Below are 16,765 nucleotides of genomic sequence, written 5' to 3' on the forward strand. Positions count from 1 at the left end.
GAATACCATGAGCGCCAAGAAGTCCACCCAGCAGCCCAAGCCGCAAGCGGCCGTGGCAACCAGTGAATCCCTTGAAGCCCAGGTGGCAGCCTTCCTCAACTCCGGCGGCGAAATCCAGCAGATCGCCAAAGGTGTCAGCGGCCAGTCCTGGAGCGCGCCGAGCCGACATATCGTGATCGGCAAGAAATAAGCAGCCCCAGCGCTACTGGCACTTTGCCTAACAGTTCCTTGCCGACACGCACAAAGCCCTGCATCCTTGATCTCATAACAACGAAAAACGCGCCACTGGCCAGAGATCTCGCTGATGTTCAAGCGACTGCGCAACGATTTCCAGCTGTCTATCATCACCCTCATGGGTGTCATTGGCGTGCTCGGCATCAGCCCCTACGCCTTTTATCGCCTGCTCCACGGCAACCTGCTGGTGGGCATCGCCGATAGCGTGATCGTGCTGTCGACACTATCCGCCGTGGCCTACGCCTGGCGCACCGGTGATACGGAAAAACCGGGCATCTACCTGGCCGCCGTGTTTTCCGTGGGCGCGACACTGATCGCCATCAACCTGGGCGTCAACGGCCTGTTCTGGATCTACCCACTGATCCTCTTCAACTTCTTCATGGTCTCGCCCGGCAAGGCCATCGTCGCCACCCTGCTGGTGCTCCTCGGCCTGGTCGCGCATGCCCTGTGGGTGCCCGGCAGCGTGTTCGAAAGCCAGTATCAGATGGTGTCCTTCCTGGTGACCAACGCCATGGCCGGCATCCTGACCTTCATCTTCGCCTACCGCACCCGCACCCAGCGCGAGCAGCTGCAGGCCCTGGCCATTCAGGACCCACTGACCGGCGCACGCAACCGCCGGGCCATGAACGAGGAACTGAAGATCGCAGTGTCCAGCAAACGCCGGCATGGCCGCAGCTATGGCGTGCTGGCCATGGACCTGGACCACTTCAAGCAGATCAATGACCAGCACGGCCACCAGGCCGGAGATCAGGTACTGATCGACTACGTAAAGCTGATCAAGGCCTGTTCACGCCAGGAAGACCGACTGTTCCGCTTCGGCGGCGAGGAGTTCCTCCTGCTCCTGCCGGATGTCGACCTGCAGGGCCTGGAGGCCGCCGCGCAGCACCTGCTGGTCTCGGTACGCGAGCAGTTGAGCGGCCCTGGCGGCGCAGTTACCGTTTCGATCGGCGGCGCCATGCTGCGCAACGACGAACCCTGGGGACAATGGCTGCAGCGTGCCGACCAGTGCCTTTACCGGGCCAAAAGCAGCGGACGCAATTGCGTCATCATCGACAGAGCAACAGGCGGCGACCTGGCACCCAGCCACTAGACCAATCGGCCGGGGCACAGCGCCCAGGCTGGTCCATAGCCCTGGACTAGAATGCCTGTGCAGCCCCCACCTCCCCGACCGCAAAGCTCTGCGCACACCATGACGATACGCCTGCTTCTGCCGCTGACCATCAGCCTGCTGCTCAGCGGCCTGGCCAGTGCCGCGCCCGTCCAGCTGGTGACCGGCGACGACTACGCACCATTCACCGACCGCGAACTGCCCCAGGGCGGCATGCTGACCGAACTGGTTCAGCAGGCGCTGCTGCAGGCCGGGCATCAGCCCAAGCTGAGCTGGCTGCCGTGGAAACGTGGCTACCAGGCCACGCTCCGCGGCCAGTTCGACGCCACCTTTCCCTACCTGAAAACGGCCGAACGAGAAGCCGACTACCTGTTCTCAGCCCCTCTCTACGAGATCACCCAACGACTGTTCAGCCGCGTCGACGATGCCCTGGAACCCGACAAACTGGAACAGCTGGCCGGCAGGCGCATCTGCGTGCCACTCGGCTGGCAGCCGGCACCCCGCGTGAGCGAACTGCTGGCGGCGGGGAAGCTGCTGGTCCATCAACCGCAGGACCTCACGGCCTGTGCTCGCCTGATCGACATGGGCCGCGACGACTTCTTCATCGCCGACAGCCTGCTGGGCGAACGCGCCATTCACCTCTCGGGAGTCAGCCACCAACGCTTCCATGTCTCCCGACAGGCAGTCGGCAGTCACACCCTGCACTTTCTGGTGCCACGCAAGCGGGCCGACGCCCAGCAGTTGCTCAACGAGTTCGACGGCGGTCTACGCCGACTGCAGGATAGCGGTGAGTACCAGCGCATCCTCGACACTCATCGCGAGCATGCGCTGCGCGCTGAATAAACCTCAGCCGCGGTTGGCGGCGGCGACTATCAGCTGCTTCATTTCCGCCACGGCACCCTTGAAGCCGACGAACAACGCATGGGCGACGATGGCGTGACCGATGTTCAACTCGTGCACCCCGGCGATTGCCGCTACCGGCTCGACGTTGTGGTAGTGCAGGCCGTGGCCGGCGTTGACGATCAGGCCATGAGCCAGGCCGCAGGCCACGCCATCACGGATGCGCGCCAGCTCACGGGCAGCCTCCTCAGGCGTGTGGGCATCGGCGTAACGTCCGGTGTGCAGCTCGATGGCCGGTGCACCAATGCGCCGGGATGCTTCGATTTGCCGCTCCTCGGCGTCGATGAACAAGGATACCTCGCAACCCAGCTTGCTCAGACGCTGTACCGCGGCCCTGATCCGCTCTTCCTGACCAGCCACGTCGAGGCCACCCTCGGTGGTCAGCTCCTGACGGGTCTCCGGCACCAGGCAGACGTGCTCGGGACGGATCTGCTCGGCGAAGTCGAGCATGAAGTCGGTCACGCCCATCTCGAAGTTCATGCGCGTCTGCAGCACGTCCTTGAGCACGCGAACATCGCGCTCCTGGATATGCCGGCGATCCTCGCGCAAGTGCACGGTGATGCCGTCGGCGCCCGCCTCTTCAGCGTCCAGCGCCGCCTTGACCGGGTCCGGGTAACGAGTGCCGCGGGCCTGGCGCAGGGTGGCGACGTGGTCGATGTTGACGCCGAGGAGAATGCGGTTGGCTTCAGTCACGAGCAGGTTCCTTGAGAGTCATGAAAAGTTCGCGGCTGACCAGCGGTCGTCCGCCCAGGTGAGGAGCCAGGGCCTGGCGCATCAGGCGCTTGGCGGCAGCCAGAGCCCCGGGAGATGACCAGTCGGCCTCGGCCATCGCCAGCAAGTCGGCGCCCTGAAACAGACCGGGCTGTAATTGTCCAACCGGCTCCAGACCGGCATCCGGCTGCAGGCGGTACAGCCCTTCAGCGGTGATGGGTCGACCGGCAATATCGATATCCAGGGCGAAACCATAGCCCAGCTCGTCCAGCAGGCGCCATTCGAAGGCGCGCAACAGCGGCTCCAGCGGAGGATTGGCGGCCAGCGCCTGCAGGGTCAGGGCATAGTGTTCGAACAGGCCAGGATGAGCATCCTCGGCGGGCAGCAGGCGCAGCAGCAGCTCATTGAGATAGAGCCCACTGTAGAGCGTCTGCCCCTGAAGCCATACCGCCAGCCCGGAAGCCTCCAGGCGCGCCACGTTCTTCAGTTCGCCGCGCCCGCGCAGCTCCAGCTCCAGAGGGGCGAAGGGCCGGGCCAGACCACCAGCCTTGCCACGCGCACCACGCAGCACCGCGCGCAGGCGCCCTTGCGGGGTAAGGAAATCGACCAGCGCGCTGGTTTCCTTATAGGGCCAGCTATGCAGGACGAAGGCCGGAAGCGCGCCGGAGAGCATAGGGATCAGAAGTCGGTGTAGCCCAGCGAGCGCAGGGCGCGCTCATCATCGGACCAGCCACCCTTCACCTTGACCCAGAGGTTGAGCATCACCTTGGAGTCGAACATGGTTTCCATGTCCTTGCGCGCATCCTGGCCGATGCGTTTGATGCGCTCACCCTTGTCGCCAATGATGATCTTCTTCTGCCCGTCGCGCTCCACCAGGATCAGGCCGTGGATATGCAGAACGCGCCCCTCCTGCTTGAACTCCTCGATTTCCACAGTGATCTGGTACGGCAGCTCGGCGCCGAGCTGGCGCATGATCTTCTCGCGAATCAGCTCGGCGGCCAGGAAACGGCTGGAACGATCGGTGATCTGGTCTTCCGGGTAGAAGTGCTCGGACTCCGGCAGATGCTCGGCAACCAGGCGCTCCAGGGTATCGAGGTTCTGCCCGTGCAGCGCGGAGATCGGCACCACTTCGGCCTGCGGCAGCTGGCTGGCCAGCCACTCCAGGTGCGGCAGCAGTTCGCTCTTGTCTTCCAGGCGATCCGCCTTGTTCACCGCCAGCAGGATCGGGCACTGCACATGCTGGACCTTCTCCAGCACCATCTGGTCCTCGTCGGTCCAGCGGGTGCGGTCGACCACGAACACCACCACGTCGACGTCCTTGAGCGCAGTCGATGCACTGCGATTCATGTAGCGGTTGAGCGCCTTGTCGTTGTGCTTGTGCAGGCCGGGCGTATCGACATAGACGGCCTGCACCTCACCCTCGGTCTTGATGCCGAGCATGTTGTGGCGGGTAGTCTGTGGCTTGCGCGAGGTGATCGCCAGCTTCTGCCCGAGAATATGGTTGAGCAGTGTCGACTTGCCCACGTTGGGGCGGCCGACGATGGCGACATAGCCACAACGGGTCACGGGTGCATCAGTCATGGCTGTTCTCCACGCCCAGGGCCACCAGCGCGGCGGCAGCAGCCACCTGCTCGGCGATGCGCCGGCTGGCGCCCTGCCCCTGGGTCTTGTCGGTCAGCAGGGCGATTTCGCACTGCACGAAGAAGGTCCGGCAATGCGGCTCGCCCTGGATATCCACCACCTCATAGCGCGGCAGCTCGACGGCACGCGACTGCAGGAACTCCTGCAGGCGGGTCTTGGGGTCCTTGTTGGTATCCACCAGGGTCAGGCCGTCCAGCTCGTTGGTCAACCAGTCGAGGACACGGGCACGCGCCACATCCATGCCGGCATCCAGGTAGATGGCGCCGATCAGCGCTTCCAGTGCATCGGCCAGAATCGACTCGCGACGAAAACCACCGCTCTTCAATTCCCCTGACCCCAGGCGCAGGTACTCACCCAGCTCGAAGCCTCGGGCCAGCACAGCCAGGGTTTCACCCTTGACTAGGCGCGCGCGCAGTCGCGACAGCTGCCCCTCGCGTGCCTGCGGGAAGCGCTCGAACAGCGCCTCACCGGCAACGAAGTTGAGGATGGCATCACCGAGGAATTCCAGACGCTCATTGTTGCGCCCGGCGAAACTGCGGTGCGTCAGCGCTAGGAGCATCAACTCCTGATTCTGGAAGGTATGGCCGAGCCGACGCTCGAGACGGGAAAGAGATTGGCTCACTGGGCTCGGATTCGGAATTCTTTGTCGAAGTTGGCAACCAGATCGAGATTTTCGATCAGGTGCTCGCGCTTCTCATACTTGAGATGAACGAGGAACTCGTTATTTTCCAGCTTGATCTCGATAGCATCCTCAAGCTTGAGGTCACGGATACCATTAACCGTCATCCCCTTCTCGATGTGCTCGTAAAAATCACGAACGGTGCGAACATCAAGGCTGGGCTCAGTCTCGACTTTAGTGATCATACTTTCCAGCGCCATGAAATCCATGTAATGCGGAAACATCTTGAAGGCCGTACTGGCAAAAAAAGCCACCAGTGCCAATACAGTCATCCAGCCCAGCATGGACATGCCTTTCTGCGAACGCGCAAGTTTCATGGTCGACCCCAAATTCAATGTTGTTGTGATGGTGATGACTATATCTAAGCAGGCGCTGCCAGGTTGAACAGCGCCTCGCAAAACCAGGCGATCAGCGAATCAGACCGACCCGGGAAAAGTTCGGCAGGCTGCGCAGCTTTGGCTCGGACCAGGTCATCCAGACGGCGAACGCCTTGCCCACGATATTGCGGTCGGGGACCATGCCCCAGTCTTCCTTGGCAATATGCGCGTCCTGCCAGTAGCGGCTGTCGTTGGAGTCGTCGCGGTTGTCACCCATCATGAAGTAATGCCCTTGCGGCACTACCCACTCGTCGCCCGGCCGGACATTGCGATGTAGCTGCTTGCGGATCATGTGCTCCGCCTCACCCAGCTTCTCCTTGTACAGCAGGGTGCGCCCCAGAGAACCGGGCTCCTCGCCGAGCAGCGTCTCGGCTACCAGCTGGCCGTTGACCAGCAGATGCTTGTCTGCCGTGTAGGCGATGCGATCCCCCGGCAGGCCGACCACACGCTTGATGTAGTTGATGCTCGGGTTGCTCGGGTAGCGGAAGACCATGACATCGCCACGCTGCGGATCACCGACTTCGATGATCTTGGTATCGATCACCGGCAGGCGGATGCCATAGGCAAACTTGTTGACCAGAATGAAGTCGCCCACTTCCAGAGTCGGTTTCATCGAGCCGGAGGGAATCTGGAACGGCTCCAGCAGGAAGGAGCGCAGCACCAGGACGATGGCCAGCACCGGAAAGAACGACTTTCCGTACTCAACCAGCAACGGCTCCTTGTTCAGACGCTGCAGAACCTGTTCGTCCGGCTCGCTGACCTGGCCCTCGTAGGTCGCGATGGCCGCCCGGCGCCGCGGCGCCAGCAGCAGCAGATCCAGCAGAGCGAGAGCGCCGCACACAGCGACGGCGATGACCAGAATCAGCGGGAAGTTGAACGACATGGGAGTTAACTATCCACCTTGAGTACGGCGAGGAAGGCTTCCTGCGGGATTTCCACGCTGCCGACCTGCTTCATCCTTTTCTTACCGGCCTTCTGCTTCTCCAGCAGCTTCTTCTTACGGCTGACGTCACCGCCGTAGCACTTGGCCAATACGTTCTTGCGCAATGCCTTGACCGTGGTCCGGGCGATGATCTGGCCGCCAATGGCCGCCTGGATCGCCACGTCGAACATCTGCCGCGGGATCAGTTCTTTCATCTTCTCGGTCAGCACCCGGCCTTTCTGGTGAGCACGATCACGGTGCACGATCAGCGCCAGAGCGTCGACCTTCTCGCCGTTGATCATCACGTCCAGACGCACCAGGTTGGCCGACTGGAAGCGATCGAAGCTGTAGTCCAGCGAGGCGTAACCGCGGCTCACCGACTTGAGGCGGTCGAAGAAGTCCAGCACCACCTCGTTCATCGGCAGGTCGTAGGAGACCTGCACCTGGCTGCTGAGGAACTGCAGGTCGCGCTGCACGCCGCGCTTCTCGATGCACAGGGTGATGACGTTGCCCAGGTGCTCCTGCGGCACCAGGATATTGGCGCGCACGATCGGCTCGCGCATATCGAGAATGCCGGCCGGATCGGGGAGCTTGGACGGGTTGTCGACGTAGATCGTCTCGCCGTTCTTCATCTCCACTTCGAAGATCACGGTCGGCGCGGTGGTGATCAGGTCCAGGTCATACTCGCGCTCCAGGCGCTCCTGGATGATCTCCATGTGCAGCATACCGAGGAAGCCGATGCGGAAACCGAAGCCCAGGGCGTCAGAACTTTCCGGCTCGTACTGCAGGGCAGCGTCGTTCAGGGTCAGCTTCTGCAGGGCTTCGCGGAAGTCCTCGAAATCATCGGAACTGACCGGGAACAGGCCAGCGTAGACCTGCGGCTTGACCCGCTTGAAGCCCGGCAGCACATCGACGTCCGGGGTAGTGGACAGGGTCAGGGTATCGCCCACCGGCGCGCCGTGAATGTCCTTGATGCCGGCGATGATGAAGCCCACCTCGCCCGCCTTGAGGTCGGGGGTCTCGGTGTGCTTCGGAGTGAACACGCCGACGCTGTCGACCTGGTGCATCTTGCCGGTCGACTTGACCAGGATCTTGTCGCCCTTCTTTACCCGACCGTGCTTGACCCGCACCAGCGAGACCACGCCCAGGTAGTTGTCGAACCAGGAGTCGATGATCAGTGCCTGCAGCGGCGCGTCGAGTTCGCCCTCTGGCGGCGGAATCACCTTGACCAGGTGTTCCAGCACGTCGATCACGCCCATGCCGCTCTTGGCACTGCAGGGCACGGCGTCGGTCGCATCGATGCCGATGATGTGCTCGATCTCGTCCTTGACCCGCTCCGGCTCGGCCTGCGGCAGGTCCATCTTGTTCAGCACCGGCATGACCTCAAGGCCCTGCTCGATGGCGGTGTAGCAGTTGGCGACCGACTGTGCCTCCACGCCCTGGCCGGCATCCACCACCAGGATCGCGCCCTCACAGGCGGCCAGCGAGCGGCTGACTTCATAGGTGAAGTCGACGTGGCCGGGAGTGTCGATGAAGTTCAGCTGGTAGGTCTTACCGTCCTGCGCCGGGTAGTGCAGGGTCACACTGTGCGCCTTGATGGTGATGCCGCGCTCACGCTCCAGGTCCATGGAGTCCAGGACCTGGGCTTCCATCTCGCGGTCGGACAAGCCGCCACAGATCTGGATGAAGCGGTCGGCCAGGGTCGACTTGCCATGATCGATGTGGGCGATGATGGAAAAATTGCGGATATGACTCAGGTCACTCACGGATCAACACTCGAAAAAGCCGCAGGCAGGCTGCCCGCCGAAAAATAGCCGGGGATTCTACCCGATCGGCGACCGGGCCGTCACGGGCAGGCATGAAAAGGGCGGCCGAAGCCGCCCTTTTCACTCGCCAGCCGGCTTATTCGGCCAACTTGAAGGTAATGAAGCTGGCGCGCCCCTGACGCAGCACGCGCATGGACACCGAGCGGTTGACCGGTAGCGCCTTGGCCACTTCGGCAAACTGCTTGGCAGAAGTGATGGCCTGATTGTTCAGGTGCGTGATGATATCGCCGGGGCGCAGACCGATCAGCGCTGCCGGGCCGTTCTGCACGTCCTTGATGACCACGCCACCGCGCAGGTCGAGCGCTTTCTTCTGCTCGCCACTCAGCTCCACCACCGAGACGCCCAGCCGATTGCTGCTGCGCTCGACACCCTCGGCAGCGCCCAGCGCGACTTCCTCACCCTCTTCGGGGAGAGCGCCGATGGCCAGCTTGATGGTCTTGCGCTCGCCCTCGCGCACCACTTCCAGAGCGGCCTGCTCGCCAGGCTTGAGCGCCCCGACCAGGTGCGGCAGATCGGCCGACATGACGATCGGCTGGCCGTTGAGGCTGAGGATCACATCGCCGACCTGCAGGCCACCCTTGGCTGCGGGGCCCTCCTCGAGCACCTGGGCCACCAGGGCGCCGGCCGGCTTGTCCAGCCCGAAGGACTCGGCCAGATCCTTGTTGACCTCCTGGATCACCACACCCAGCCAGCCACGGTTGACCTTGCCCGCGCTCTTCAGCTGATTGGCCACATCCATCGCCACATCGATCGGGATGGCGAAAGACAGCCCCATGAAGCCGCCGGAGCGGGTGAAGATCTGCGAGTTGATGCCGACCACTTCGCCGTCCAGATTGAACAGCGGGCCGCCGGAGTTACCCGGATTGATCGCCACGTCGGTCTGAATGAAGGGCACGTAGTTCTCGTTGGGCAGGCTGCGCCCTTTGGCGGAGACGATGCCGGCGGTCACCGAGTGATCGAAGCCGAACGGCGAACCGATGGCCAGCACCCACTCGCCCACCTTGAGCGCATCCGACTTGCCCAGCTTGACCGTAGGCAGGTCCTTGCCGTCGACCTTGAGCAGCGCCACGTCGGTGCGCGGATCGGCGCCGATCAGCTTGGCTTCCAGCTCACTGCGGTCCGAAAGACGTACGATGATCTCGTCGGCGTCAGCCACCACGTGATTGTTGGTCAGCACATAGCCATCATCGGAGATGATGAACCCCGAGCCCAGCGACTGCGCCTCGCGCTGCCGGCCGCCTGGGCCACGCGGCATCTGCGGGACATTGCGCTCGAAGAACTCGCGAAACATCGGCGGCAGCCCTTCGAGATCCGGCATCTGCCCCTGGATCGCCACTTCGCGCTGCGGCAGCTTCTGTCGGGTACTGATATTCACCACGGCAGGCGAAGCATCCTGCACCAGCTCGGTGAACTCGGGGAGTTCCGCCTGCGCCAGGGATACCTGGCCCAGCAGCAGCAGGGCACAAAGGCCGGAAAACGAGGATTTCAGGCTACGCATGGACATCAGCTCCATCCACTCGGAAGACAGGACAAATTCGCACCCGCTCGGGGCGCATGACGCACCCGGCGGTCGCGACCATCGAAATTCACTGCGCGCTCTTGGCGTCACCACCCTGCATCGACAGCGCCACACGCTCGGCGGTGCCCAGGGGAATCTCCCCCACCACGGTAACCATCACGTCACCTTCGGCAGTGCTCATGCGCCGGGATACCACGGCCGTCGGCCCAAACTGGCTGCGCGCGTCTTCGGCGGCAGCGCCCTGCAGCGGCTCGAGAAAAATACTGAAACGCGCCAGACCGTCACCGTAGAGCAGGTAGGCCACCGGCTCGGGAGACAGCGGGCTGGTTCTCTCCAGCGCCTGGGTCAACTCGAAACCAGGCGGCACCCAGCCGGCCTGCCAGGACTGCGAAAGACCATCGGGCGACTTGTCGAAGCTGACCGGCTTGCAGGCAGCGCTCGGCTGCAGCGCATTTTCATTCTCGAAAGACGCCAGGCTGATGAACTGGAAGCGCTCCAGCAACTGCCCCTTCTCGTTGATCAGCAACGACTTCAGTGGCAGCGCCGTCTCGTCATCCAGATGCAGCTCGAAGGCGTAGCGATGGCGATCGCGGGGAATCAGCGCCAGCACGGTAGCGGCGCGACCGGCGACCCGCGAACTGCCCAGCACGCGCAGGTCGTAATGCTGCTGCAGCTGCGCCGCGTTCAGCTCACGAGCCGGCCACTGCGCCTCGACCGCCTGCCCAGCCAGGGCGTCGGTCATGCACTGCGGTCGGCCGTCGACCCGCAAGACTTCCTGAGCCGGACCATCGAGCTGCAGCAGCCGCTCGCTGATCCTCTCATCACCACCCTTGTGCCAGACGGCATGGGTGGAGAAGCTGCCGTTACGCTCGTAGATGAAAGTACCCTGAAAACTCTGATGCTCGGCCTGGGTCAGGCGCTGCAGCCAGCTCTCGGCTGCCTGGACGGGCTGAACCAGACAGCTGCCGAGCATGGCGAGAAGGACGACGCGCATAGAGGCTCTCAGCGGTTTTCCAGGCTGGCGGCACGGGCATAGGGCAGGACCGAATCATTCCCGCTGGCAGCCGCCTGTTGCGCATGCTGGCGCAGGTAGTTCGGCAGACGCTGCTCATACCAGCCGGAGGCAGGCTGCTGCACGTTCTGCCGCACCGGCGCGGCGGACTCGGTATAGCCTGCCAGCACCGCCGGCCCCTGCACCTGCGGCAGGGTCAGACTCGGCTGACCGGCCTGCTGGGCCAACTGAGCACCGGACAGCTCGTCCTGATTGTAGAAACGCACACCGGCCAGAACCGCCAGGGTCACGGAGGCGGCTACCGCCACGCGCCCGAGGGTGCGCCAGGAGCGCGTTGCGGCAGGCGCAGGCAGCGCCTCTTCGGCCAGCGCGGCGGAAACCGCCGCAGCGATATCCAGGCGCGGCTCCAGCAGCTCCTTGTGCATCACCGCGCGGGCAAGCTGGTAGCGCGACCAGGTGCCTCGCAACTCGGCATCGTCGCCGGCGGCAGCCAGCACTCGACGCAGCTCCAGTTCGTCCGCTTCGTTATCCATCACCGCGGACAGCGATTCCTGCAGGGCTTCACGACTCATGGCGTTTCCTCTCTTGGCTGTCGCCGCTGTCTCAGGCTTCCTGCAGCAACGGCTGCAGGGCTTTATCGATGGCCTCGCGAGCACGGAAGATCCGTGACCTCACGGTGCCAACCGGACACTGCATCACATTGGCAATGTCCTCGTAACTCAGACCGTCGAACTCGCGCAGGGTCAGTGCCGTACGCAGGTCTTCCGGCAACTGCTGGATGGTTCGATGCACGGTGGCCTCGATCTCATCCCGCAACATGGCGCGCTCCGGCGACTCGATGTCCTTCAGGGCGTGGTCGCCCTCGTAGAACTCGGCATCCTCGGCGCTGACATCACTGTCCGGCGGTCGGCGACCGCGCGAAACCAGATAGTTCTTCGCCGTGTTGATGGCGATGCGGTACAGCCAGGTGTAGAACGCACTGTCACCACGGAAGTTGCCCAACGCCCGGTAGGCCTTGATGAACGCTTCCTGGGCGACATCCTGCGCCTCATGACTGTCATGTACGAAACGCACCACCAGACCGAGAATCTTGTGCTGGTACTTGAGCACCAGCAGGTCGAAGGCTCGTTTGTCGCCCCGCTGCACACGCTCGACCAGCTGCTGATCGTCTTCCTGGGCTAGCATGAATACTCCTCGTTCGTCTCGGAGGGGGTCAGCATCGTCCAGTCTGTCGGTCTGCCAAGATAGACTCGGGCGCTGTGCAAAAGTTCTCCCCTCCGAACAAGCTTCGCGAGGCCGTCGAGGCCTACGCAAAACGGAGCAGTGGCTGGGTCCAGCCACTGCCTGAATGATCCTTGCAGCCGACCCACTGACCGCCCATGAAGGGTAGCCATGATGTCGACAACTTCCTTTGGAACCTGAGTGACTAAGAAAGTTCCGATTCGCATTATTGCGTCATAAGCCTGGCTATTGTGCGCATCACCCCCTCTATATACTAGGTGACGCCATTTCGACTCCCCCGCGGAACCAGCAGTAGATGAGCCAACACTATCAGCATGACGTCCTGGTCATCGGCAGCGGCGCTGCCGGCCTAACCCTGGCCCTGACCCTGCCCGCGCACCTGCGTATCGCCGTGCTGAGCAAGGGCGACCTGGCCAACGGCTCCACCTACTGGGCCCAGGGCGGCGTGGCGGCCGTGCTGGATGACGCCGACACCGTCGAATCCCATGTCGCCGACACCCTCAACGCCGGTGGCGGCCTGTGCCGCGAGGATGCCGTACGCTTCACCGTCGAGCACAGCCGCGAAGCCATCCAGTGGCTGATCGAACAGGGCGTGCCCTTCACCCGTGACGACGAGCAGGAGCGCGAGGACGGCGGTTTCGAGTTCCACCTCACCCGCGAGGGCGGCCATAGCCACCGGCGCATCATCCACGCCGCCGATGCCACGGGCGCCGCGATCTTCAACACCCTGCTGCAGCAGACCCGCCAGCGCGCCAATATCGAACTGCAGGAACAGCGGGTGGCGGTCGACCTGATCACCGAGCGCAAGCTCGGCCTGCCCGGTCAGCGCTGCGTCGGCGCCTATGTGCTCAACCGCACCAGCGGCGAAGTCGATACCTACCACGCGCGCTTCGTCATCCTCGCCACCGGCGGCGCGGCCAAGGTCTACCTCTATACCAGCAACCCGGACGGCGCCAGCGGCGACGGCATCGCCATGGCCTGGCGCGCCGGCTGCCGGGTCGGCAACCTGGAATTCAACCAGTTCCACCCGACCTGCCTGTACCACCCGCAGGCCAAGAGCTTCCTGGTCACCGAGGCCCTGCGCGGCGAAGGCGCGCACCTCAAGCTGCCCAACGGCGAACGCTTCATGGAGCGCTTCGACCCGCGCGCCGAGCTGGCTCCGCGCGACATCGTCGCCCGCGCCATCGACCACGAGATGAAGCGCCTAGGTATCGACTGCGTGTACCTCGACATCAGCCACAAGCCGGCCGAATTCGTGAAGTCGCACTTCCCCACCGTCTATGAGCGCTGCCTGACGTTCGGCATCGACATCACCCGCCAGCCCATTCCGGTGGTGCCGGCGGCGCACTACACCTGCGGCGGCGTGGTCGTCGACCAGCACGGCCACACCGACGTGCCCGGCCTGTACGCCATCGGCGAGACCAGCTTCACCGGCCTGCATGGCGCCAACCGCATGGCCAGCAACTCGCTGCTCGAATGCTTCGTCTACGCCCGCTCGGCCGCCCAGGACATCGTCGCGCAGCTGGACCGCGTGCCGATGCTGCAGGAGCTGCCGACCTGGGACGCCAGCCAGGTAACCGACTCTGATGAGGACGTGATCATCGCGCACAACTGGGACGAGCTGCGGCGCTTCATGTGGGACTATGTCGGCATCGTGCGCACCAACAAGCGTCTGCAGCGCGCCCAGCACCGGGTGCGCCTGCTGCTCGACGAGATCGACGAGTTCTATTCCAACTACAAGGTCAGCCGCGATCTGATCGAGCTGCGCAACCTGGCCCAGGTCGCCGAGCTGATGATCGAGTCGGCCATGCTGCGCCGCGAGAGCCGCGGCCTGCATTACACCCTGGACTATCCGGACCTGCTGCCCGAGGCCCGCGACACTATCCTGGCGCCGCCCACCTACGCCGGCTGAACTTCAGCCGCACGCGCAGGCGCCGGTGCGCCTCGCGGGTCAGCGCATCACGCGGGATACACAAGCCGCGCACGCGGCGCTCACCGACCAGGCGAAAACGCAGCACCACGGCGAGCGGCAGCGCCAGGCTGTCCGGCCGCAGCTGCACCGGCTGCCAACCATTGCGCGCGCTGAACAGCTGCCAGCCCTCCTCGTCCCGGCGCAGACCGGTGAAGGCCGACGGGTGACGCAGCAGAATCTGCCGCGGCAACGTCCAGGCCGCATGCGCCACGCAGGCGAGCACGCCGAGCGCAGCGGCCCAGGCAGGCAGATCGATGACCAGCAGGGTGAACAGCGCCAGGCCCAGCGCCGCCAGGTAGAGCGTCAGCAGCAGGCACGAGGCCTGCCAGTGACATTCGAAGTGCTTACTTGGGCTGGACACGGTCCAGGATCATGCGAACCATGCGGCGCAGATCGGCATCCTCGGGCTCGCCACGCTGCATGAACCAGCCGAACATGTCCTGATCCTCGCACTCCAGCAGCTTGCGGTAGCGCGCCTGATCCTCGGCATCCAGGCTGGGGTAGACCTCCTTGACAAAGGGCACCAGCAGCACATCCAGCTCCAGCATGCCGCGGCGGCTATGCCAGAAGAGTCGGTTCAGTTCGGTCGCGTCGGCCATACGCCAGGCTCCTGTGCAAAGGGGCGCAGTATAACGGCGCACGGCGCGCTCGGCACCCGCTGACAAGGCGCCGGACGGCCTCTATGATGACGACCTGACTTATTGACCAGCGATCGCCCATGGCCGACTCCGCCTTCTTCACCCCGCTCAACCACGAAGCCCTGCTCGCCGTACGCGGCCCGGACGCTGCCAAGTTCCTCCAGGGCCAGCTCACCTGCAACCTCAACTATCTCGACGAACGGACCTCCAGCCTGGGGGCTCGCTGCACGCCCAAGGGCCGCATGATCTCCAGCTTCCGCATCGTCCAGGAAGGCGACGGCTACCTGCTGGCGCTGGCCAGCGAACTGCTCGAAGCGCAACTGACGGATTTGAAGAAATACGCGGTGTTCTCCAAGTCCAGCCTGGCCGACGAATCCGCCGTCTGGGCCCGCTTCGGCCTCAGCGGCGGCGATGGTGCGCTGGTGAGTCTCGGCCTGGACCTGCCGCAGCAGCCTGACGCGGTGGCCCGCGCCAACGGCCTGATCGCCATCCGCCTGCCCGGCGGCCGTGCCGAACTGTGGGCCCCGGCCGCCCAGGCCGACAGCCTGCAGGCTCGCCTGGCCGCCCAGCTGCCGGAAGCCCCGCTCAACGACTGGCTGCTCGGCCAGGTGCGCGCCGGCATCGGCCAGGTATTCGGCGCAACCCGCGAGCTGTTCATCCCGCAGATGATCAACCTGCAGGCGGTCGGTGGCGTCAGCTTCAAGAAGGGCTGCTACACCGGCCAGGAAATCGTCGCGCGCATGCAGTACCTCGGCAAGCTCAAGCGCCGCCTGCAGCGGCTGAGCCTGGCCCAGGGCGAACTGCCGGCCGTGGGCAGCGAACTGTTCTCGCCAGTGCACGGCTCCAGCGTCGGTGAAGTGGTGCTGGCGGCGGGTAACGGTGACGGCGCCGAGCTGCTGGCGGTACTCCAGGAAGATGCCGTCGCCAATGGCCGTATCCACCTGGGCAGTCCCGAGGGCCCGAGCCTCGACCTGCTGGAACTGCCCTACCAGCTGGACGCAGATCGCGAAATCCAGCGCTAAACGAAAAAGCTGATGCATGATCCCGGGCAAACGCGGTACAACCCGGACAGACCCGAACACAGTCCGCCTCAGCGCCTAAACTGAGGCGGTCGAGCGACCCGAGAAGCGAAATGAGCAAGCTTGCCGAGAAAGTCCAGGAAGAACTGATCCAGGCCATCGAGAACGATGAGCTGGTGCTGCCGACCCTGCCCGAAGTGGCGCTCAAGGTACGCGAGGCGGCGGAAGACCCGAACATCAGCATCCCGACCCTGAGCAAGGTGATCGGTAACGACGCGGCCCTCACCGCGCGCATCATCAAGGTGGTGAACAGTCCGCTGCTGCGCACCAGCAAGGAAATCACCGACATCCAGATGGCCGTCAGCCGCCTGGGCATCAACTACACCTGCAACCTGGCCACCGGCCTGGCCATGGAGCAGATGTTCCAGGCCACCAGCGATGTGGTCGACCGCAAGATGCGCGAGGTGTGGAACAAAAGCACCGAGATCGCCGGCATCTGCCACGTCCTGTGCCGCCACTACACCAAGCTGATGCCCGACCAGGCCACCCTGGCCGGCCTGGTGCACCAGATCGGCGTGCTGCCGATCCTCACCTATGCCGAAGAGAACAACGCGCTGCTGGCCGACTCGATCAGCCTCAACCACGTGATCGAGAAGATCCACCCGATCATCGGCGACCGCATCCTGCGTGCCTGGGAGTTCCCCGAGCCGATCGCCATCGTGCCCAGCCAGCACCTGAACTTCAGCCGCAACTCGGCCAAGGCCGACTACGTGGATATCGTCCAGGTCGCCACCTTGCAGAGCTACCTGGGCAGCGAGCACCCCTACACCCAGCTGGACTGGAGCCAGATTCCGGCCTTTGCCAAGCTCGGCCTTGACCCGAATGTCGACATGCAGGCCGACGAAGATCTCTCCGCCGCCATGGAAGCGGCCACCAGCATGCTGCAGTGAGACCGGGGCGACCCT

Annotated in this window: 19 protein-coding genes; 6 read left to right on the plus strand and 13 right to left on the minus strand. The window is 64.1% G+C overall.

Translation table 11 applies throughout. The features are described 5' to 3' along the window. Positions 1-7: 7 nt before the first annotated feature. From PA6_RS02345 to PA6_RS02355, 3 genes are all read left to right on the plus strand, one after another. Positions 8-190 carry a hypothetical protein gene (locus PA6_RS02345; RefSeq protein WP_021699264.1) on the plus strand — a complete coding sequence of 61 codons (183 nt, stop codon included), beginning with the start codon at positions 8-10 and terminating at the stop codon, positions 188-190. Positions 191-304: 114 nt separating this feature from the next. Further along, on the plus strand, positions 305-1,324 hold the full coding sequence (locus PA6_RS02350; protein ID WP_021699265.1) for a GGDEF domain-containing protein: 1,020 nt from the start codon (positions 305-307) through the stop codon (positions 1,322-1,324). Positions 1,325-1,423: 99 nt separating this feature from the next. Continuing rightward, complete coding sequence (locus PA6_RS02355) at positions 1,424-2,185, plus strand: substrate-binding periplasmic protein (protein WP_021699266.1); 762 nt, start codon at positions 1,424-1,426, stop codon at positions 2,183-2,185. A 3-nt stretch (positions 2,186-2,188) separates the two neighbouring features. Here the strand turns inward: PA6_RS02355 and pdxJ are convergent, their stop codons facing one another. From pdxJ to rpoE, 11 genes are all read right to left on the minus strand, one after another. Then, on the minus strand, positions 2,189-2,935 hold the full coding sequence (pdxJ, locus tag PA6_RS02360) for a pyridoxine 5'-phosphate synthase (protein WP_021699267.1): 747 nt from the start codon (positions 2,933-2,935) through the stop codon (positions 2,189-2,191). Next, positions 2,928-3,626, minus strand: a complete 699-nt coding sequence (gene recO / locus PA6_RS02365) for a DNA repair protein RecO (protein ID WP_021699268.1) — start codon at positions 3,624-3,626, stop codon at positions 2,928-2,930. The genes pdxJ and recO overlap by 8 nt, the downstream gene beginning before the upstream one ends. A gap of 5 nt (positions 3,627-3,631) precedes the next feature. Continuing rightward, positions 3,632-4,534, minus strand: a complete 903-nt coding sequence (gene era, locus PA6_RS02370) for a GTPase Era (RefSeq protein ID WP_021699269.1) — start codon at positions 4,532-4,534, stop codon at positions 3,632-3,634. Beyond that, complete coding sequence (gene rnc, locus PA6_RS02375; protein WP_021699270.1) at positions 4,527-5,216, minus strand: ribonuclease III; 690 nt, start codon at positions 5,214-5,216, stop codon at positions 4,527-4,529. Before rnc ends, era begins: the two co-directional genes overlap by 8 nt. Next, positions 5,213-5,590, minus strand: coding sequence for a DUF4845 domain-containing protein (locus PA6_RS02380; RefSeq protein WP_021699271.1), 378 nt, complete (start codon positions 5,588-5,590; stop codon positions 5,213-5,215). Before PA6_RS02380 ends, rnc begins: the two co-directional genes overlap by 4 nt. A gap of 91 nt (positions 5,591-5,681) precedes the next feature. Continuing rightward, entirely contained in the window at positions 5,682-6,533 is an 852-nt protein-coding gene (lepB, locus tag PA6_RS02385) for a signal peptidase I (RefSeq protein ID WP_021699272.1), read from the minus strand. Positions 6,534-6,538: 5 nt separating this feature from the next. After that, entirely contained in the window at positions 6,539-8,338 is a 1,800-nt protein-coding gene (lepA, locus tag PA6_RS02390) for a translation elongation factor 4 (RefSeq protein ID WP_021699273.1), read from the minus strand. A 136-nt stretch (positions 8,339-8,474) separates the two neighbouring features. Then, a complete protein-coding gene (locus tag PA6_RS02395) occupies positions 8,475-9,896 on the minus strand; it encodes a DegQ family serine endoprotease (protein ID WP_021699274.1) in 1,422 nt (473 codons plus the stop codon). Positions 9,897-9,984: 88 nt separating this feature from the next. Further along, positions 9,985-10,911, minus strand: a complete 927-nt coding sequence (locus tag PA6_RS02400) for a MucB/RseB C-terminal domain-containing protein (RefSeq protein WP_021699275.1) — start codon at positions 10,909-10,911, stop codon at positions 9,985-9,987. An 8-nt stretch (positions 10,912-10,919) separates the two neighbouring features. Then, entirely contained in the window at positions 10,920-11,501 is a 582-nt protein-coding gene (locus PA6_RS02405; RefSeq protein ID WP_021699276.1) for a sigma-E factor negative regulatory protein, read from the minus strand. 31 nt (positions 11,502-11,532) lie between these two features. After that, positions 11,533-12,114, minus strand: a complete 582-nt coding sequence (gene rpoE / locus PA6_RS02410; protein WP_021699277.1) for an RNA polymerase sigma factor RpoE — start codon at positions 12,112-12,114, stop codon at positions 11,533-11,535. A 352-nt stretch (positions 12,115-12,466) separates the two neighbouring features. On the opposite strand from rpoE, the gene nadB reads away from it, so the two are divergent. Next, on the plus strand, positions 12,467-14,083 hold the full coding sequence (gene nadB, locus PA6_RS02415; RefSeq protein ID WP_021699278.1) for an L-aspartate oxidase: 1,617 nt from the start codon (positions 12,467-12,469) through the stop codon (positions 14,081-14,083). On the opposite strand, the gene PA6_RS02420 is transcribed toward nadB, so the two are convergent. Together PA6_RS02420 and PA6_RS02425 are read right to left on the minus strand one after the other, a co-directional pair. Beyond that, positions 14,052-14,504 (minus strand): protein YgfX, encoded by a 453-nt coding sequence (locus tag PA6_RS02420; RefSeq protein ID WP_021699279.1) that lies wholly within the window; start codon positions 14,502-14,504, stop codon positions 14,052-14,054. The genes nadB and PA6_RS02420 overlap by 32 nt on opposite strands. Further along, the gene (locus PA6_RS02425) at positions 14,488-14,742 is read right to left on the minus strand and encodes an FAD assembly factor SdhE (RefSeq protein WP_021699280.1); all 255 of its coding nucleotides are present in this window, start codon (positions 14,740-14,742) and stop codon (positions 14,488-14,490) included. Before PA6_RS02425 ends, PA6_RS02420 begins: the two co-directional genes overlap by 17 nt. Positions 14,743-14,861: 119 nt before the next feature. On the opposite strand from PA6_RS02425, the gene ygfZ reads away from it, so the two are divergent. Then, on the plus strand, positions 14,862-15,803 hold the full coding sequence (gene ygfZ / locus PA6_RS02430; RefSeq protein ID WP_021699281.1) for a CAF17-like 4Fe-4S cluster assembly/insertion protein YgfZ: 942 nt from the start codon (positions 14,862-14,864) through the stop codon (positions 15,801-15,803). Between the two features lie 110 nt (positions 15,804-15,913). Beyond that, a complete protein-coding gene (locus PA6_RS02435) occupies positions 15,914-16,750 on the plus strand; it encodes an HDOD domain-containing protein (RefSeq protein ID WP_021699282.1) in 837 nt (278 codons plus the stop codon). The last annotated feature ends 15 nt before the right edge of the window (positions 16,751-16,765 follow it).

It is taken from the genome of Aquipseudomonas alcaligenes NBRC 14159, from assembly GCF_000467105.1.
Taxonomy (GTDB): Bacteria; Pseudomonadota; Gammaproteobacteria; order Pseudomonadales; family Pseudomonadaceae; genus Aquipseudomonas; species Aquipseudomonas alcaligenes.